Genomic DNA, 18791 nt, shown 5'->3' with positions numbered 1-18791 from the left:
CCCCGCCAGCGCAATGCCCGTCATCCACCGCGCCTTCTGCCGCACCGCCGCCGTCAGCGTCGCGGGGAAATAGGCGCGCACCGCAACCAGCGTGCCGTCATCGCTGCGCACCCGCGCGAGCACGCCGCGACCGCCACGCGCGGCAATCGCGAGGCCGAGCTCATAATCCTCGGTCAGGCTGGCGGCATCGAACGGGTCGCCGCCGCGCGCTTCGGCGATCGCATCGAGCATCGACCGTTCGATCGCGCAGCCGACGCCCGCCAGTGGCAGCGCCGCGCCCAGCCCCGCGCGCACGACCAATTGCTTCGCGTGCGCTTCCGCGAATTCATCGGCATAATGGCCCGAAACCAATGGCGCGTCGCGATCGACCAGCGGCCGCACCGGCAATTGCACGGCGGCATAGGCGCCGATCAGCCGGTCGAAGACACGCAATTCGTGCGGGTGGACGACATCCTCGGCATCGTGCAGCACCACAAAGGCCGCGCGCGGCCCCGCGCTCTCGTCGCGGGCCAGCGCGTGCCAAAGCGTGTTGAGGCAATCGGCCTTGGTGGTCGGCCCCGGTCGCGTGCCGATCACCAGCCGCACCCGCGCGTCGCGCTCGGCGATCGCGGCGACCGCGTCGATCGTGGCACGGTCATTGGGATAAGTGCCGACGTAAATCTGGTAATCGGGGTGATCGATCCGGTCGAGCGCCGCCGTCAGCATCGCGCCAATCACGCCGGCTTCGTCCCAGGCAGGCACGAAGACCGCGATCCGGCGGCTCTGCGCGTCGCTGGCGCCGACATGATCCGCCGTCGCGCGCTCGCGCCGCCAGCCGCGCCGGACGAAATAGAGCAGATCGACCACCAGATCATCGATCCCGCCGATCAGGAAGCCGACGCCCGCGAACAGCATCGCTTCGCGCGCCACGCCGTCCAGCCCTGTCACCAGCCCCGTAACGATGCTCACGATGCCCCCGAGATCGTGCTCGCTGCCTTGTTGCACGCTCCGCAAAGGCGCGCAAATCGCTCGCCCAACCGGCATTCGGCGCTGGACTAATAGAAGACCACGCCATAGCGTCCGCGCAGCTTTTGGGGAGCGTCGACAGATGAAGCTCGCGGTCCGATTCGCCCTGCTTGCGCTTGCCTTTGCGCCACTTGCCGCCTCCGCCGACAGCAGCCCGCAAGTGGTGATGGCCACCCCCGGCATCGGTGGCGGCGCGATCGAGCGTTTCACCGTCCGGTTCAGCGCGCCGATCGTGGCACTCGGCGATCCGCGCGCGACTTCCCCATTCACGGTCACCTGTCCGGTCGAAGGCACCGGCCGCTGGATCGACCAGCAAAGCTGGGTCTATGAATTCAAGACGCCGCTGCCCGGCGGTACGCAATGCAGCTTCGACCTGGCCGAGGGGCTGAAGACGGTGACGGGCGTCGCCGTCGGCGGCCAGCGCCGCTTCACCGTCGATGCCGGCGGCCCGGTCGCGCGCGCCGTGCTCCCCAGTCGTTATGGCAGCAGCATCGAAGAGGATCAGGTATTCCTCGTCGCCAGCAACATGCCCGCGACACGCGCGTCGGTCGCAGCGAACGCCTATTGCGCGGTCGACGGCATCGGCGAGAAGATCCCGGTCGATGTGCTGGCCGACGACTTGCCCGCCAAACTGCTCGGCGAACTCGGCACCGACGATTACCGCATCAGCAGCTTCCTCGAGGAAGCCGGGCTACCGGCAACGCTGCCGCAGGACGCCGCCGCCCGCAAGGCCGCGCTCGCCTCGGTCACGGCGCTCAAGTGCCGCCGCCCGCTGCCGCCGGGGCGCGACATGGCGCTGGTCTGGTCGGGGCAGATCGCGGGGTCAGGCGGCAAGCTCGCCGGGACTGACCAGCGTTTCGACTTCACCGTGCGCAAGCCGTTCGCGGCGCGCTTCGAATGTTCGCGGGTCAATCCGCAAGCGGGCTGTTCGCCGGTCGAAAAGGCCTATGTCCGCTTCTCCGCGCCGATCCCGATGGCGCTCGCCAAGCAGATCCGCATCGAGACGCCCGACGGCAAGTCGATCGCGCCCAAGTTCGGCAGCGACGGCAATCGCGGCGATGTCCGCACCGAAGCGACGACCAGCGACGTCGCCTTTGCGGCGCCACTGCCCGCGTCGACCAAGGCCAGGCTGATCCTGCCGGCCGACATCAAGGACGAAAGCGGCCGGGTGCTGACCAATGCCGCGCGCTTCCCGCTCGAAGTCCGTTTCGACGAAGCGCCACCGCTGGTGAAGTTCGCGGCGAGCTTCGGGATTCTCGAAGCCAAGCAGGGTGGGATGCTGCCGGTCACGGTGCGCAACATCGAACCCGAGCTGGCGGGGCGCAATCTCGCGATCGGTGGCCAGTCGCTGCGCGTCGAGGGATCGGACGGCGACATCGCGCGCTGGCTGCGCACGGTCGACAAGGCCGACGACTATAAGAGCCACGACGAGCAGCGCGGCAGCGAAACGGTGACGATCAACGACACCGGCTCCGAACCGATCCTCGGCAGCGGCCAAGGCGCGGCGCTGAAGGTCGGCCTGCCGGGCAAGGGCAAGGATTTCGAAGTCGTCGGCGTGCCGCTCGCCAAGCCCGGCTTCTACGTCGTCGAGATGGCGAGCCCGCAGCTCGGCGCCGCGCTGCTCGGCCGCAAGGCACCGCGCTATGTCGCGAGTGCCGCGCTCGTCACCAATCTCAGCGTCCATTTCAAATGGGGCCGCGGCGCGAGCCTTGCGTGGGTGACGACGCTCGACGGCGCCAAGCCGGTCGGCGGCGCCGACATCCGCGTCACCGACAGTTGCGACGGCAAGACGATCGCGACCGGGCGCACCGATGCCAAGGGCGCGCTGGTGTTGGCAAGCGGCCTGCCCGATCCCGAAAGCTATGGCAGTTGCGACGAAGGATCGAGCGCGCACCCGCTGATGATCTCGGCGCGCAAGGACGGCGATTTCAGCTTCACGCTCACCGAATGGGGCGAAGGCATTCGCCCTTATGATTTCGACCTGCCCTATGGCTATGAAGCCAAGGGCGACATCTTTCATACCGTGTTTGATCGCGCGCTCGTCCGCCAGGGCGAGACGATCCACATGAAGCACATCCTGCGCTCCCCCGTCGCCGCCGGGTTCCAGTTCGCGGGCGGCTTTTCGGGGACGCTGCGGCTCCAGCATCGCGGATCGGAGACGTCGTTCGAACTGCCGCTGACGATCGACGCGAGCGGGATCGGCGAAAGCGCATGGACCGCGCCGCAAGGCGCGCCAATGGGCGATTACGACGTGCAGCTCGCCCGCGACGGCAATGCGGTTGGATCGGGCCAGTCGTTCAAGGTCGACGAATATCGCCTGCCGACGATGCGCGCGACGGTGAGCGGGCCGAAGGAAGCCGCCGTCCGGCCCAAGGCGCTGCCGCTCGACCTGTTCGTCGGCTATCTGTCGGGCGGCGGGGCATCCAACCTGCCGATCGACCTGCGCATCGGCTGGTTCGGTGGCGTGTCGGCGCCCGATGGCTATGAAGGCTATAGCTTCGGCGGGCGGGCAATGACCGAAGGCGTCAAGCCGCTCAACGGCGACGGCGAGGATGAGGAAACGCCGCTACCGCCGACGCAGACGCTGCCGGTCACGCTCGGCGGCGACGGCACCGCGCACCAGACGGTCGAGATTCCGCAAAGCCTCGACGGTGCCGCCAACATGCGCGTCGAGATGGATTATCAGGACGCGAACGGCGAAACGCTGACCGCGTCGCGCAGCATCCCGATCTATCCGTCGGCAGTGCGGCTCGGAGTCAAGACCGACGGCTGGCTGATGAAGGCCGACGACCTGCGGCTGCGCTTTGTCGCGCTCGACACCGAGGGCAGGCCGATCAAGGGGCAGGCGATTTCGGTCGCGCTCTACAGCCGCGAAATCCTGACCGCGCGGCGACGGCTGATCGGCGGCTTCTATGCCTATGACAATCAGATGAAGACGACCAAGCTCGCCGCGACCTGTTCGGCGAGCACCGATGCGCAAGGACTCGCGCAGTGCAAGATCAACCCCAGCGTCTCGGGCGAAGTCTATGCGGTAGCGACCGCAACCGACGCGCAGGGCAATGTCGCGCGCGCGACGCAATCGGTGTGGCTGGCGGGCGAGGACGACTGGTGGTTCGGCGGCGACAATGGCGACCGGATGGACGTGATCCCCGAACGCCAGGCCTATAAGGCTGGCGAGACCGCCAAATTCCAGGTGCGCATGCCGTTCCGCAAGGCGACCGCGCTGGTGACGGTCGAGCGCGAGGGCGTGCTGTCGCATTTCGTCACCGAATTGTCGGGCGCCGATCCGGTCGTCGAAGTGAAGATGCCGTCGAGCTATGCCCCCGATGTGTTCGTGTCGGTGCTCGCGGTGCGCGGGCGCGTCGAACCCGGATTCTGGGACTGGCTGAGCGATCTCGGCGCGTGGCTCGGCATCACGTCGAAGCCCGAACCCGCGCCCGAGGCGACCGCGCTGGTCGATCTGGCGAAGCCCGCCTACCGGATGGGCATCGCCAAGGTGAAAGTCGGCTGGGAAGGCCATCAGCTCGGCGTCACCGTCAAAGCCGACAAGGCCCGCTATGCCGCGCGCGACGTGGCGCAAGTCGATGTCGCGGTCACCCGCCCCGACGGCAAGCCCGCCGCCAGCGCCGATGTCGCCTTTGTCGCGGTCGACCGCGCGCTCGACCAGATTGCGCCCAACCCCAGCACCGATGTGCTGACCGCAATGATGGGCGAACGATCGCTGTCAGTGCTCACCTCGACCGCGCAGACGCAGGTCGTCGGCAAGCGGCACTATGGCAAGAAGGCCGTGGTCGCCGGGGGCGATGGCGGCGGCGAAGGCGCCAATGCCGCGCTCAACCGCGAGAATTTCCAGCCCGTGCTGCTGTGGAAAGGCCGCGTTGCGCTCGATGGCAAGGGCCATGCCCGGGTGCCGGTGCAGCTCAACGATGCGCTCACCGCGTTCCGGCTGGTGGCAGTCGCGACCGATGGCGCGCAATTGTTCGGCAGCGGCGAAAGCGAGATTCGCTCGGCACAGGATCTGAGCATCTTCTCCGGCATCCCGCCGCTGGTGCGCACCGGCGACCAGTTCGGCGCAGTGTTCACGCTGCGCAACAGCTCCGACAAGCCGATGACAGTGACGGCGACCGTCGCGCTCGCCCCCGCGGTCGCGACCGGACGACCGCTGACGGTGACGATCCCCGCGGGCGGCGCGGCGCCGGTGATGTGGAACCTGACCGCGCCCGAAAGCATCGCGTCGCTGCGCTGGCAGGTCAGCGCCAGGACAGCTGACGGCAAGGCTGCCGACCAAATCGGGGTCACCCAGCAGATCGTGCCCGCGGTGCCGATCGAAGTCTGGGCATCGACCTTGGCGCGCGTCGGCAGCGGGCCGATCCCGATCGCGGCGCCCGCCGGCGCGCTCGCCGGGCGCGGCAGCGTCGACGTTCGTCTTGCCGACACACTCGCGCCGCCGTTGGCGGGGGTGCGCAGCTACATGACCGACTATCCCTACAACTGCTTCGAGCAGCGGCTGTCGCGGATCGTCGCGACGGGGGATAGCGGCGGCTGGACGGCGCTTGCGGGCGACATCCCGACGTATCAGGCGCCCGACGGACTGCTGCGCTACTGGCCGTCGGACAGTCTCGAAGGGTCGGAGGCGCTGACAGCCTATGTGCTGGCGATCACCAGCGACGCCGGGCTGCCGATCCCCGATGGGCCCCGCGCGAAAATGATCGACGGGCTGAAGGCCGTGATCGACGGGCGCGTCAATCACGAGACGTATGGCGACGTCCGCCTGCGTCGGCTTGCGGCCTTCACGGCGCTGGCGCGGGCGGGGGCAGCGACGCCCGCGATGCTCGGCCAGCTCCAGATCGCGCCGAAGGACATGCCGACGGCGCAGCTCGCCGATTATCTCGTCGCGATCGACCGCGTCGGTGGGCTCGCCAATGCGCAGGCGCTGCGCGGGGCGGGCGAGGCCGTACTGCGGACGCGGCTGGTTTACGAAGGCACGCGGCTCGACTTGAGCGACCAGTCGAATGCGGCGTGGTGGCTGATGTCGTCGGGCGACGAAGGCGCGATCAAGGCGTTGATCTCGGTGCTCGGCAAGCCCGGCTGGCAGGACGAAGGGCCGAAGATGATGGTCGGCGTGGCGCTTCGCCAGCAGCGCGGCCATTGGGACACCACCACCGCCAATGCCTGGAGCGTCATCGCCGCGCGCAAGTTCGCCTCGCTTTATCCGACCGACGCGATTGCCGGAGTAACCACCGCCTCGCTCGGCAGCGCGACGCTCAGCCGCGGCTGGCCGCTCGCCGAGCCGCAGCGGCTGCTGTCCTTCCCGCTGCCGCCCGCGCGCGTGCCGCTGGTGCTGAGCCAGTCGGGCGGCGCAGGACCATGGGCGATGGTGTCGGTGTCCGCCGCGGTGCCGCTTAAATCGGCGCTGTTCGCGGGATACAAGATCGCGCGCAAGGTCGAGGTGGTGCAGGCGCGCAATCCCGGGCGCTACACGCGCGGCGACGTGATCAAGGTGACGATCACCGTCGATGCCTCGGCCGAGCGCAACTGGGTAGTGATCAGCGATCCGGTCCCGGCAGGCGCGACGATCCTCGGCGACCAGGCCAACCAGTCGAGCCTGCTCAACATCGGCGGCAGCGAAGGCGGCTATCCGAGCTATATCGAGCACGGCGGCGCGACGTGGCGCGGCTATTTCGCCTGGCTGCCGCGCGGCACGACCAGCGTCACTTACTCGGTGCGGCTGAACGGCACCGGGCGCTTCAACCTGCCGCCGACGCATGTCGAGGCCATGTATTCGCCCGCGATCCACGCCGATCTGCCCAATGCAGCCGTGACGGTGGCGCCGCGCTGAGATGAGGGCGACGCTCCGGCGGTGGTCGACACCCGCGCGGCTGGCGATCGCGGCGCTGGTGCTGGCGGTGATCGGCCTCGCAGGGCTCGACCTTGCGACGCGCCCGCCGCCGATGCCCGATTATGCGCAGGTCCGGCGGGGCTCGCAGCCGTCCGAGGCATGGCTCTACGACCGGCGCGGGGTGCTCATCGATTCGTCGCGCGTCAATTTCGCGACGCGGCGGCTGGCGTGGACACCGATCGAGCGGGTCGCGCCCGTTACCCGCACGACGATCGTCGCCGCCGAAGACAAGCGCTTCGAGGCGCATGGCGGGGTCGACTGGCTGGCAATCGGCGGCGCGATCCGCGACCGCATTGAGCGGCGCCCGCGCGGCGGTGCGAGCACGCTGACGATGCAGCTCGCCGCCTATCTCGCGCCCGATCTCGCAGCCCCCGGATCGCGCGGCTGGCGCGACAAGCTGCGCCAGATGCGCGCCGCCTGGTCGATCGAGGCGCGCTGGAGCAAGGCGCAGATCCTCGAAGCCTATCTCAATCTCGCCGGGTTTCGCGGCGAAGCGCAAGGCGTCGGCGCTGCCGCGCTCGGGCTGTTCGGCAAGACGCCCGACGCGTTGTCGCGCGACGATTCGCTGTTGCTGGCCGCGCTGCTTCCCGATCCGCAGGCGACGGCCCCCGCGATCGCGCGGCGCGCCTGCGGTTATGCAAAGGCGCCCGATTGCGCGCGGTTCGAAAGCGGCGCCTGGGCGATGCTCGGGCCGCAGCGCCGGCTCGCGCTCGACCCCGGTCTTGCGCCGCATCTCGCGGGCCGGTTGCTGACCAAGCCGGGCCTGCGCGTAACGACGACGCTCGACGCCCGCATTCAGCGGGCAGCGACAGTGGCGCTGGCGCGGCAACTGCAGGGGCTGGGCAGCGGTCGCGCGCGCGACGGAGCCGTGATCGTCGTCGATAATGAAACCGGCGACGTGCTTGCCTATGTCGGCGGCGTCGGTGGCGCCTCGACCGCGCCACAGGTCGATGGCGCCAACAGCTACCGTCAGGCGGGGTCGACGCTGAAACCCTTCCTGTACGCGCAGGCGATCGAGCGGGGGTATCTGACCCCGGCGTCGATCCTCGACGATTCACCAGTCCAGCTCGACACCGCGAGCGGACTCTATGTGCCGCAGAATTACGACCGCGATTTCAAGGGGCCGGTGTCGGCGCGCACCGCGCTGGCGGGCTCGCTCAATGTCCCTGCCGTGCGCACCTTGCTGCTCGTCGGGGTCGAGCCGTTCCGCGACCGGCTGTGGGACACCGGCTATCACGGGCTGGTCGAGGACGGGCAATATTATGGCTTCAGTCTCGCGCTGGGGTCGGCCGAAGTGACGCTGCTTGAACAGGTCGCGGCCTATCGCAGCCTTGCGCGCGGCGGCCGCTGGCGCGCGCTGCGGTTAACGGCCGATGCGCCGCTCGCTGCCGAGCGCGCGATCACGACGCCACAGGCCGCGTGGCTGGTGAGCAACATGCTGAGCGATTCGAACGCCCGCGCTGTCACCTTCGGGCTTGAGTCAGCGCTCAGCCTGCCGTTCTGGTCGGCGGTCAAGACCGGCACCTCGAAAGCCCTGCGTGACAATTGGTGCATTGGCTTTACGCGCCGCTACACTGTCGGCGTCTGGGTCGGCAATCTGGAGGGCGACCCGATGCGCGCCGTATCCGGCACCAGCGGCGCTGCCCCCGTGTGGCGCGACGTGATGCGCGCGCTCGACCAGGGCGACGCAACACCGCCACCGCCGCCGCCCGGCATCGACGCCCGCCGGATCGCCTTCGCCGACCGGATCGAGCAGCCGCGCACCGAATATTTCCTCGCCGGGACCGCGCAGGCGGAGTTCGGCGCAGCACCCGCCACCGCCCGGCGGCCGCGCATCACCAATCCGGTGTCGGGCAGCGTCTATGCGCTCGACCCCGACATTCCGATCGACCGCCAGCGCCTCGCGATCGGCGTTTCGGGCGCGGCATCGGCGCACCGGCTCTGGCTCGACAAGCGCGATCTCGGTGCCGCCGATGCGCAGCCGCTCGTGCTCGCCGGACCGGGGCGGCACTTGATCCGGCTGGTCGATCTTGCCGGGCGGGTTGTCGATCAGGTCGCCTTCACGGTGCGTTGACCGACAAGAACGGCCCGGGGAGTCGCCTCCCCGGGCCGTGCGCTTGCCTGGCTGCCGTATTTAGCGCCAGAAGCCGCGATAGACGTCGATCACGACACCGCGGCGCGTATCGACGAGCAGCACGTCGTCATAATGCCGCACCCAGCGCTGGTAACCACGGACCCGCGGCAGGTGATAGCGCCACGGATCGACGATGTAGTAGCGCGGCCCGTAATAGGCAGGCGCAATCCGCACCCCAGTGCGAAACGCGGTGTAGCGGAACGGCGCGCGCCACGTGCCACGGGCATAGAGCGCGGCGTTGCGATCACGGTAATAGCGCCAGTCATCGCGGCCCCACGCCCGGTCACGGTCGCGAATGTCCTCGCGCAATTCCTGGCGGGCTTCGCGCAGGTCGCCGCGTTCGTCGCGAATGCGGCGCGGATCGCCCGAGCGGTATGCCCGATCAAGTTCACGCCGCTCCTCGCGGACATCGCGGCGGTCGCGGCGCACTTCGGCTTGCGACTGGGCCTGGGCGGCGACCGGCGTCGCCACCGCTGCCAGCAAGGTCAGAAGGATCATCTTACGCATGGTACAGCTCCCATCATCGGTTCGGCAGCAACGCTTCTGTCGCTGTCGAGGTCCGATATGGCCGAGTCGGTCTGAACGCGCCGGGAACGCGCTGGTCAGCCGCGCGCAAGCGTTGTCACAAATTGTATCAGTCGGCGGCTGCCGCGATCAGGGCTGAGTCCGTCCGCCGCCGCCACCGCCGCCGGGATTGGCGCCGGCACCAACCGCGCCGATGTTGCCGAAAATGTCGCTGAAGAAGCTACGCTTGCGCCCCAGCGTCGGCGTGATCCGGCCATAAGGCCTGATCGAGGCGACCTGTTCGACGCCGGTGCGATCGACCTTGCTCACCACGCCCTTGTCGTCAAAACGAATGCGCAGCACCGTCTGGGCCTTGGGCTTGGGCAGATCATAAGCGAAATAGCGCGTGTCGCGCGACACATAGAACCACTCGCCTTCGTTGAACTGGCTGGTGAATGTCGGCTTGCCGAGCACTTTTGCGACCGTCTGGCGCGTGTCCACGCCCGGCTGGACCGAATTGACCAGATCGGGATCGATCACATAGCCCTGATGCCCGCGCAGCGGGGTGCATGCCCCCGTCATCGCCATTGCGCCCAGCGCCGCCGCAAACGCCACTCGCGTCGAAATCAACCGCATCCACTTCCTCCAGGCGGCGATTGTCGCCGCGCGCGCGCTGCTCATGCATTGCATCGCCTGCGCGCAGCCTCAATATGCCGGGGATCGGGCGCAAACAAGGCAGTTGGGAAGTCGGTTGCAGGACAGCATGGCATGAAACGATTTCTGGCCGGGATATTCGGCGGGCCGCAGGCGGAAAGCGCGGTCGCGCCGCTTTATGATGCCGTGGTGGCGCGCGGGCGCGAACCGCACTGGTATCTGGCGGGCGCGGTGCCCGATACGATCGACGGGCGGTTCGACATGATCGCCGCGATCCTGTCGCTGGTGCTGATCCGGCTTGAGGCCGATCCCGATGCGACCGCCGCCTCGGTCGCGCTGACCGAGCGCTTCATCGACGATATGGATGCGCAATTGCGCCAGAGCGGCATCGGCGATGTCGGCTTGGGCAAATATGTCGGGCAGATGGTGAGCATGCTCGGCGGGCGGCTGGGCGCCTATCGCGATGCGCTGGCGGCCGGCGATCTCCGCCCGGCGTTGCTGCGCAACCTCTATCGCGGCGATGACCCGGGTACGGCAGCGCTCGACCATGTCGCCGAAGCGCTTGCCGCCTTCTCGGCGCGGCTGGGCGAGCAGCCGACGCCCGTGCTGATCGCTGGCCTGCTGCCGTGACGCCGGAATTCTCGCGGCCCGAGCGCATCGACACGATCGGGCCAAGGCCGCGGAGCGTGACGATCGAAGCCGATGCTGCCGAACGTGCAGCACTTTCGGCACGGTTCGGGCTGGTCGGGGTGGCGCGGCTGACGGCGGCACTGTCCGTGCACGAAGAAGCTGCCGGCATCGTCGTCACCGGCCGCGTCGAAGCCGATGTCGTCCAGGCCTGTGTCGTAACCGGCGCGCCGCTGACTGCCCATGTCGACGAACAGGTCGCGCTGCGCTTCGTGCCCGAGGGGACTGAGGCAACCGCCGGCGACGAGATCGAGCTGGCCGACGATGCGCTCGACACAATTTCCTATGCGGGCGCGGCGATCGATCTGGGCGAGGCCGCCGCGGAGACGATGGCGCTCGCGCTCGATCCCTTCCCGCGCGGGCCCGAGGCAGCGACGGCCCTGCGCGCGGCAGGGGTTGTCGGCGAAGAGGAAGCGGGACCGTTCGGCGCGCTGGCGGCGCTGCGCGATCAACTCAAGCGCTAGTCGCTATCGGCATCAGGGCCGAGTTCGGGGTCGAGATCGCGCGGCCGAGTGAAGCGGGTGATGCGCGCAACCTCGGCGTCCGCCCAATGGTCGATATCGAAAGCGAGTTCGACGCGACTGCCCGTCGGCAGCTTTTCATAAACGGCGGCGCGCAGTTCATCATCCGCGCGCTCGGGGACGAGCGTCAGGACCAGATCCTCAAGCCCCGGATTATGGCCGGCAAGCAGGACATGATCGGCACTGTCGGGTTGCGCCTGCACCAGTTCGAGCAAGGTCGCGGCAGAGGCCAGATAAATGCGCCGGTCCCAGACCACGCCCAGCGCGGTGCCCAGGGCGCGCTCCACCAATGCGATCGTGGCGGCCACGCGCACGGCATCCGATGCGATCACGCGGTCGAACTGCGCCCCTTCGGCCTTCAGCGCGCGACCGAGCGTCAGCGCGGCGCGTTCGCCGCGCGCATTCAGGCCGCGGTCGAAGTCGCGCTGGTCACGGTCGCCATAACCGGACTTGGCGTGACGCAGCAGGGTGAGCCTTTTCATTGCCTCTCGTGGTCTTCCTGTCGTTGCGCCACCACCCCATGCCCGAGCGATGTGACGGTTGAAAGGCGAGATTGCACGCGCGCCACGGCCTCGTCGAGAGTGACGCGAGCAATCGGCACGCCTTCGGGAAAGGCGCTGAGCAGCCGCGAGGGCATCGCTGCCGACAACAGCACGAACGCGCCGCGATCATCGGCGCGGCGAATCAGCCGTCCGAACGCCTGCGCAAGCCGCGCCCGCACCAGCCGGTCGTCATAGGCGGCGCCCCCACCCGCCAGCCGCCGCGCCGCGTGGAGCACCGTCGGCTTGGCCCAGGGCACGCCTTCGAGCACGACGAGCCGCAGCGAATGGCCGGGCACATCGACGCCGTCGCGCAACGCATCGGTGCCGAGCAGCGAGGCGCGGGCATCGTCGCGGAAGATGTCGACCAAGGTGCCGGTGTCGATCGGGTCGATATGCTGCGCGTGGAGCGGCAACCCCTCACGCGCGAGCCGGTCGGCGATGCGGGCGTGGACCGCGCGCAGCCGCCGGATCGCGGTGAACAGCCCCAGCGTCCCGCCGCCCGCCGCCACGATCAGCCGGGCATAGGCATTCGCCAGTGCCGCGGTGTCGCCGCGCTTCACGTCAGTGACGATCAGCACTTCGGCGGCCTGCGCATAGTCGAACGGGCTGAGTGCTTCGAAATGCACCGGCGGCGCAGGCAAATGGAACGCCCCGGTGCGCGCGTCGGCGACGTCCCAGCCGCCGCCAGCAGTGAGCGTCGCCGAGGTGACGAGCGCGCCCTGCGCGGGTTTCAGCACGATCTCGGCAAAGGGCCGGGTCGGGTCGAGCCAGCGGCGATGCAGGCCGATGTCGTACTCGCGGCCCTCGACGCGTTCGACCGCCAGCCAGTCGACGAAATCGGGATCGGCCGGGCCGCCGATCCGCGCGACCAGGGCGAGCCACGCCGCCACCGTTTCGGCACGCCAGCCAAGCGAGGCAATCGCGCCTTCGATGCGCGCGCGCGCCGGGCCGTCCATCCAGTCGGGCCCTTCGTCGAGCACCGCTTCGAGCCGTCGTCCGAGCGCCACCAGCGGCTGGTGGAGCGCGGCAAGCGCGGCGGCGGCGGGGCCAGCGGCCTCGATCAGCCCTGCATCGGGTTCGGCCAGTTCGGTCTCCAAACCATAGCCGGCGTCGTCTTTGCCCTCACCGCGCGCGTAAACCAGGCCGCGCACGGCAGCGAGCAGCGCCTCGACCGGGCCGAAGGGCGCGCCTTCGTTCAGGCGCTGGAGCCAGCCTTCGCCGGGGAGCGCCTGTGCGGCGCGCGCGGCAGTGTTGATCGCTTCCGCGCCGCCTGCGTCATAGCTCGCGACATCGGACAGCCGCGCGGCAAGGCCCCGGCGGCGCCCCCGGGCATTGGCCTCGGGCCCCATCACCCACCGGCGCAGTTCGATCGCCTCCGCCCCCGTCAGCGCCACGCCGAACATCGCATCGGCGGCGTCGAACAGATGATGGCCTTCATCGAACACGTAACGCGTCGGGCGGGTCGCCATCTCCCGACCCCGCGCCGCGTTGACCATGACCAGTGCGTGATTGGCGATGACGATATCGGCATCGGTCGAGGCGCGCGCCGCGCGCTCGATGAAGCATTTGCGATAATGCGGGCAGCCGGCATAGACGCACTCGCCGCGCCGGTCGGTCAGCGCGACCGCACCGGTCCGCCTAAACAGGGTCGGCAGCCAGCCGGGCAGGTCGCCGCCGACCATGTCGCCATCGGCCGTATAGGCCGCCCAGCGCGCCACCAGTTGTGCGAGGATCGCGGCGCGCCCGGCAAAACCGCCTTGCAGCGCATCCTCCAGATTGAGCAGGCAGACGTAATTCTCGCGGCCCTTGCGGGTCACGACCTTGGCGCGTCGCAGTGCCGGATCGGGGAACAGCCGCGCAGTCTCGTGCGCGAGCTGGCGCTGGAGCGTCTTGGTGAAGGTCGACACCCACACTGCCCCACCCGCGCGCTCGGCCCAGAGCGATGCGGGCGCGAGATAGCCGAGCGTCTTGCCGATGCCGGTCCCGGCTTCCGCGAGCACCAGATTGGGCGAATCGCGCCGGTCGCGCGGGGCGAAGGCAGCCGTGGCGGCATCGGCGAAAGCGCGTTGGCCTGGACGCTGTTCGGCATCGACACCGGTCAGCGTGGCAAGCCGCGCGCGCGCCTCTTCCGGGCCAAGCGTGACAGTACGCGGCGCCGGACGTGGCGCGGCTTCGGTCCATTCGGGCAGGCGCGTGAACAGGAAGGCTTCGCCCTGTTTGGGCTTGGCAATGCGATCGGCGAGCAGCGGCGCCCACGGCCAGCGCAGCCGCGCGAGCGTCTGAAGCGAGGTCCACGCGCCTTCACGCTCGGGCCAGTCGCCGCTCGGCACCGCGAGCAGCCGCTCGGTCGCGGCGCGCAGGAAGCCCGCGATTTCCTGATCGCGCTGCGGCACGTCGAGCCCGACCGCCGCCGCCAACCCCTTGGCAGTCGGCACCATGAACCGCGCCGGGTGGAGAAAGGCAAACAGCTCGAGCAGGTCGAGCCCCGACAGCTCGGCATAGCCCAGCCGCTGCGCGACCAGCGGCGCGTTGAGCAGGATCATCGGCGTGTCGGCCGCGGTGCGGATCGCTTCGCCGCGCGACACCTGCCGCGTCTCGCCGCCCTGCGCGATCCAGATGCCGCCGTGGCTCGCGTGCAGCGCGGGATAGGGGAGGTCGGTCACGCGCCGCTTGTCGGCGATCGGGAACAGATTGGCAACTCGTTAGCGCCGGAGCGCCGCCGCCAGTTCGGCCATCAGTCGCGCCTGCGCCTCGGGCGACAGATCGCCGAGCACGCCGCGTGCATGGTCGGGCAAATGTGCTGCGGGATCGTCGCCGAACAGATAATGGTCGAACATCGCCCGCCATGCCGCCTTTTCGTTCGCCGGCAGCCCACGCATCGTCATCAGCGCGTGCTTCAGAGACAGCATCGGCGTCATCATCCGCGCCGGGCCGTCGCGCCACCAATAGTTGATCATCGCCCCCAGCGGTTCGAGCCCGGTCACCGCATGCCACCACAGGCTCGGGACATACAGGACATCGCCGGGGTCGAGCTCGGCGACCAGCGCGTGATCGAAGGCTTCGGCGAACCGGGGATAGCGGTCGAAATCGGGCGCCTCGATATCGGCAAGGCTCGACGGTTGCCCGGCCAGCGTGAAATCGATCGGCCCGACATAGAGGTTCGCGACCTGATCGGTCGGGAACAAGGTGAAGCGCCGCCGCCCCGCCAGCACGCACGCCAGATTCTGTGGCAAGTCCCAATGCGCCGCGGTCTTGGTGCGGTTGCCGAGCCACAGCGACACCAGCATATAGCGATCGGCGTCGATCAGCGGCATCGGATGGGTCGCGCGAAACTGCGGCACATGCTTGGCGACCGGCAGCGCGCCGGCATAGACGCTCCAAGGCGCGGCATCGCCCCGCTGGCGCAGGATCAGGTCGAGCAATTGATCGACCGTCGCCAGCCGCCGGTCGAAATTATGGCCGGTCAGATCGTCGGTGAAGCCGAACCGTCCCTCGATGGCGGGCGCGCCGAACCACGCTTCGCCCGCCGCACCGCTGGCCATCGCGCGCAGGGCGGCGGCAAAATCGGCGTCCGATTGCCGTGCGGCCGCGACCAGCGGCCAGTCGGTGACTTGCCCGCGCAACACCACCGGCTGGGCGGCAGGCACGATCTCGGCTTCGAAAGTGGCGCGGTCGATCCGCGCGCGCTCGGCGATGGGACGGGGCTGGCTCGGCATGGCGCGTGCACGGGTCTAGCAGTGACGGGCAGGGTTCGCTAGGACCGCATCCCCATGACGACCCCTGCGCATCCCGCCGTCGACGCCGCCGCCTTGCGCGCCGCCGCCACCGATTCCAAGGCCTGGCCCTATGAGGAAGCGCGCAAGCTGCTGAAACGCTATCCGGGCGGCAAGCCCGGCGGCGCGCCGGTATTGTTCGAGACGGGCTATGGGCCGTCGGGGCTGCCGCACATCGGCACCTTCAACGAAGTGCTGCGCACGACGATGGTGCGCCGTGCGTTTGAGACCTTGTCCGACACGCCGACCCGGCTGATCGCGTTCAGCGACGACATGGACGGGCTGCGCAAAGTGCCCGACAATGTCCCCAATCAGGCAATGCTGGCCGATCATCTCGGCCATCCGCTGACCAAGGTGCCCGATCCGTTCGGCAAGTTCGACAGCTTTGCCGCGCACAACAATGCGATGCTGCGCGACTTTCTCGATCGGTTTGGCTTCGATTATGAATTCGCCTCGTCGACCGACTATTACACGTCGGGCCGGTTCGACAATGCGCTGCGGGCGGTGCTGCGCCATTATGACGCGATCATGGGCGTGATGCTGCCGACGCTGCGTGCCGAGCGGCAGGCGACCTATTCCCCCGTACTGCCGATCAGCCCGAAGTCGGGCGTGGTGCTGCAAGTGCCGGTCGAGGTCGTAGATGCCGAGGCGGGGATCGTCCGCTTCACCGATGACGGCGATGTGATCGAACAGTCGATCCTGTCGGGCGGGGCCAAGCTGCAATGGAAAGTCGACTGGGCGATGCGCTGGGTCGCGCTCGGCGTCGATTATGAGATGGCGGGCAAGGACCTGATCGACTCGGTCATCCAGTCGGGCAAGATCGCGCGCGTACTCGGTGCGCGCCCACCCGAGGGATTCAATTACGAAATGTTCCTCGACGAGAAGGGCGAGAAGATTTCGAAGTCCAAGGGCAATGGGCTCAGCATCGACCAATGGCTGACCTATGGCTCGGACGAGAGCCTCGCCTTCTACATCTACCGCGAGCCGAAGAAGGCCAAGTCGCTGCACATGGGCGTCATCCCGCGCGCGATCGATGATTACTGGCAATTCCGCGCTGCCTATGCCGATCAGCCAGTCGAGCAGCGGCTGGGCAATCCAGTGCATCACATCCACAATGGCCCGCCGCCCGAAGAGGCACTGCCGGTGACCTTCGGGCTGCTGCTCAACCTCGTCGGGGTGATGGGTGCGCAGGCGACGCGCGAGCAGGTGTGGGGCTATCTCGGCAATTATGTGGCCGATGCCTCGCCCGCGGCTTATCCGGCGCTCGACAATCTGATCGACAAGGCGCTGGCGTATAATCGCGATTTCGTGGCGCCCACGCTGGTCCGCCGCGCGCCCGAAGCGGTGGAGCGGGCGGCACTCGAAGCGCTCGATGCCGAACTGGCCAAGCTTGCGCCCGATACGTCTGCCGAGGATATCCAGAACATCGTCTATGAAATCGGCAAGGCGCAGTTCGGCGATCTGGGCGGGTTCGAAAATCTGCGCGACTGGTTCAAGGCGCTGTACGAAACCTTGCTCGGGTCGAGCCAGGGGCCGCGCATGGGCAGCTTCATCGCGCTCTACGGGATCGCGAACAGCCGCAACCTGATCGCCGAGGCATTGGCACGCTAGCGGTCCGGCGCGGCGTCGGTCCGCCAGTCGAGCCGGATCGATTGTCCGCCGGGGGTCAGCACGACCTCGGCGCCGCCAGCGCGCAAGGCTTCGGCAACCGCAGTTGCTGCTTCGGCGGGTCCGCTCACACTCAGCGCAAGGCCGCGGCGCTTTGCCCCCCACGCCGCGACTTCGATGGCCGCCGGATCGGGCTTGCCGTCGATCATGCTCACGTCGGGAGGAGCAACGGTCGGCGGCTCCAGCGTGATCTGCCAGCCGGGCGCAGCCGCCGCCACCCGCGCCTCAAGCGCGCGATAGGTTGCAAGCCCCGCGCCCGGCAGCACGCCCGCCCGCACTTGGGCGCGCCGCGACAGCCGATCGACCAGCACTTCGCCTGGCGCGACGCCCGCGATCAGCGCGAGTTCGGTGGTCAGCGCTTCGACCCGGTGCTCGGCGGCATCCTGCGCATTCTTGGCCGCCGCGACCGTTGCCGCTTCGGCCTCAGCCTCGCCGACGCGGTATTGCGCAATCGTGACGCTCACCGGCTGGCCGAGCCGCGCGCGCAGTGCCGCCTCGGCCTGTGGCGCGGCATTGGGCCTTAAGGCCGGAGTGAGCGCGGTCGCCTTGACGCTGAGCGGTTGCGCGGCAAAATCGATCGCGACCTGGCTCAACCGTGTCGCGTCGCCGAATTCGTCCGCCAGCACCGCGCGGGCATCGCGGCTGACGCGCGTTTCCCACGCGATCTGGCGCAGCGACAGGCCCAGCGGGATGGCAAGGCCGCCGAATGCCGTGATGACGATCAGCGTCCCCAGCATCGTCTGGCGCGGTGACAGCGAGCGTGCAAAACCGTAAAGCCGTGCCATCACGGCGGCCGTCTGCGTGATCGCCACGAAATTGGTGACGAACAGCAACGTCGCACCGCCCGCGACCGTGCCGTTGAGCGTCGCGATGCCGAAGCCGATGGTGGCAAGCGGCGGCATCAGCGCGGTGGCGATGGCGACGCCGACCACTGTTCCTGCGCGCCCGCGGATCGTCGCATAGGTGCCCGCCAGCGCCGACAAGATCGCGATCACAAGGTCGAACAGATTGGGGCGCGTCCGCGCCGCCAGCTCGCCCGTAACATTCTGGAGCGGCGAGACCATCACGATCAACGCCGTGAACGCGACCGCCACCACCGCCCCGACGGTGAGCGCCACGACCGTCCGCCGGATTTCGGCCGAATCAATCGTCGCCAGCGCAAAGCCCAGGCCAATGATCGGCCCCATCAGCGGCGAGATCAGCATCGCGCCTATCACCACCGCCGGCGACGACTGGAGCAGGCCGAGAATGGCGATGCCCGCCGACATCAGCACCATGAACATGTAGCGACCGTCGAGCCCGGCCTCGGTCCGCACGCGAGTGATGACCTCGTGCTGATCGAGCCGGGCGATCTCGTCCTGCCACCAATGGGCCAGCGTGCGGAGGTCGGGTAGCGCCATCTGG

General features: G+C 68.8%; 12 protein-coding genes. 5 read left to right on the top strand and 7 right to left on the bottom strand.

Annotated features, from left to right (window positions below; all coding sequences use genetic code 11):
- Positions 1–942 (bottom strand): glycosyltransferase (locus AX672_RS02670; protein ID WP_231731130.1); only part of this gene is annotated, 942 nt, incomplete at its 3' end.
- 145 nt (positions 943–1087) lie between these two features.
- Between AX672_RS02670 and AX672_RS02665 the strand changes: the two genes are divergently transcribed.
- A complete protein-coding gene (locus AX672_RS02665) occupies positions 1088–6844 on the top strand; it encodes an alpha-2-macroglobulin family protein (RefSeq protein ID WP_066647769.1) in 5757 nt (1918 codons plus the stop codon).
- 1 nt (position 6845) lies between these two features.
- Positions 6846–8978: a penicillin-binding protein 1C gene (pbpC, locus tag AX672_RS02660; RefSeq protein ID WP_066647766.1), complete on the top strand. Its 2133-nt coding sequence runs from the start codon at positions 6846–6848 to the stop codon at positions 8976–8978.
- Positions 8979–9038: 60 nt separating this feature from the next.
- Here pbpC and AX672_RS02655 read toward each other — a convergent pair whose 3' ends face one another.
- On the bottom strand, positions 9039–9545 hold the full coding sequence (locus AX672_RS02655) for an RcnB family protein (RefSeq protein WP_066647758.1): 507 nt from the start codon (positions 9543–9545) through the stop codon (positions 9039–9041).
- Positions 9546–9692: 147 nt separating this feature from the next.
- Positions 9693–10223: an outer membrane protein assembly factor BamE gene (locus AX672_RS02650; RefSeq protein WP_372587562.1), complete on the bottom strand. Its 531-nt coding sequence runs from the start codon at positions 10221–10223 to the stop codon at positions 9693–9695.
- 87 nt (positions 10224–10310) lie between these two features.
- On the opposite strand from AX672_RS02650, the gene AX672_RS02645 reads away from it, so the two are divergent.
- Together AX672_RS02645 and AX672_RS02640 are read left to right on the top strand one after the other, a co-directional pair.
- Positions 10311–10826 carry a ubiquinol-cytochrome C chaperone family protein gene (locus AX672_RS02645; protein ID WP_066647752.1) on the top strand — a complete coding sequence of 172 codons (516 nt, stop codon included), beginning with the start codon at positions 10311–10313 and terminating at the stop codon, positions 10824–10826.
- Entirely contained in the window at positions 10823–11347 is a 525-nt protein-coding gene (locus AX672_RS02640) for a YceD family protein (RefSeq protein WP_066647749.1), read from the top strand. Before AX672_RS02645 ends, AX672_RS02640 begins: the two co-directional genes overlap by 4 nt.
- On the opposite strand, the gene AX672_RS02635 is transcribed toward AX672_RS02640, so the two are convergent.
- Genes AX672_RS02635 through AX672_RS02625 form a run of 3 tightly spaced genes read right to left on the bottom strand, consistent with a single transcriptional unit; the run spans position 11344 to position 15662 of the window.
- Positions 11344–11886 carry a SixA phosphatase family protein gene (locus AX672_RS02635; RefSeq protein ID WP_066647742.1) on the bottom strand — a complete coding sequence of 181 codons (543 nt, stop codon included), beginning with the start codon at positions 11884–11886 and terminating at the stop codon, positions 11344–11346. The genes AX672_RS02640 and AX672_RS02635 overlap by 4 nt on opposite strands.
- Positions 11883–14609 (bottom strand): ATP-dependent DNA helicase, encoded by a 2727-nt coding sequence (locus AX672_RS02630; protein WP_066647740.1) that lies wholly within the window; start codon positions 14607–14609, stop codon positions 11883–11885. The genes AX672_RS02635 and AX672_RS02630 overlap by 4 nt, the downstream gene beginning before the upstream one ends.
- A gap of 39 nt (positions 14610–14648) precedes the next feature.
- Positions 14649–15662 (bottom strand): cupin-like domain-containing protein, encoded by a 1014-nt coding sequence (locus tag AX672_RS02625; protein ID WP_066647735.1) that lies wholly within the window; start codon positions 15660–15662, stop codon positions 14649–14651.
- 54 nt (positions 15663–15716) lie between these two features.
- On the opposite strand from AX672_RS02625, the gene AX672_RS02620 reads away from it, so the two are divergent.
- Positions 15717–17330 (top strand): lysine--tRNA ligase, encoded by a 1614-nt coding sequence (locus AX672_RS02620; RefSeq protein WP_066647732.1) that lies wholly within the window; start codon positions 15717–15719, stop codon positions 17328–17330.
- Here AX672_RS02620 and AX672_RS02615 read toward each other — a convergent pair.
- Positions 17327–18787, bottom strand: a complete 1461-nt coding sequence (locus tag AX672_RS02615) for a DUF389 domain-containing protein (protein WP_066647729.1) — start codon at positions 18785–18787, stop codon at positions 17327–17329. The genes AX672_RS02620 and AX672_RS02615 overlap by 4 nt on opposite strands.
- Between the last annotated feature and the right edge of the window lie 4 nt (positions 18788–18791).

This window comes from Sphingomonas sp. CCH10-B3 (assembly GCF_001556185.1).
Classification (GTDB): domain Bacteria; phylum Pseudomonadota; class Alphaproteobacteria; order Sphingomonadales; family Sphingomonadaceae; genus Sphingomonas; species Sphingomonas aquatica.
This window is presented reverse-complemented; position numbering and strand designations above follow the sequence as displayed.

Excerpts from the sequence above, each read along its gene's own strand:
- AX672_RS02615 (WP_066647729.1), bottom strand. The coding sequence starts at position 18,787 with ATGGCGCTACCCGACCTCCGCACGCTGGCCCATTGGTGGCAGGACGAG.
- pbpC (WP_066647766.1), top strand. The coding sequence starts at position 6,846 with ATGAGGGCGACGCTCCGGCGGTGGTCGACACCCGCGCGGCTGGCGATC.
- AX672_RS02665 (WP_066647769.1), top strand. The coding sequence starts at position 1,088 with ATGAAGCTCGCGGTCCGATTCGCCCTGCTTGCGCTTGCCTTTGCGCCA.
- AX672_RS02635 (WP_066647742.1), bottom strand. The coding sequence starts at position 11,886 with ATGAAAAGGCTCACCCTGCTGCGTCACGCCAAGTCCGGTTATGGCGAC.
- AX672_RS02625 (WP_066647735.1), bottom strand. The coding sequence starts at position 15,662 with ATGCCGAGCCAGCCCCGTCCCATCGCCGAGCGCGCGCGGATCGACCGC.
- AX672_RS02650 (WP_372587562.1), bottom strand. The coding sequence starts at position 10,223 with ATGAGCAGCGCGCGCGCGGCGACAATCGCCGCCTGGAGGAAGTGGATG.
- AX672_RS02645 (WP_066647752.1), top strand. The coding sequence starts at position 10,311 with ATGAAACGATTTCTGGCCGGGATATTCGGCGGGCCGCAGGCGGAAAGC.
- AX672_RS02620 (WP_066647732.1), top strand. The coding sequence starts at position 15,717 with ATGACGACCCCTGCGCATCCCGCCGTCGACGCCGCCGCCTTGCGCGCC.
- AX672_RS02655 (WP_066647758.1), bottom strand. The coding sequence starts at position 9,545 with ATGCGTAAGATGATCCTTCTGACCTTGCTGGCAGCGGTGGCGACGCCG.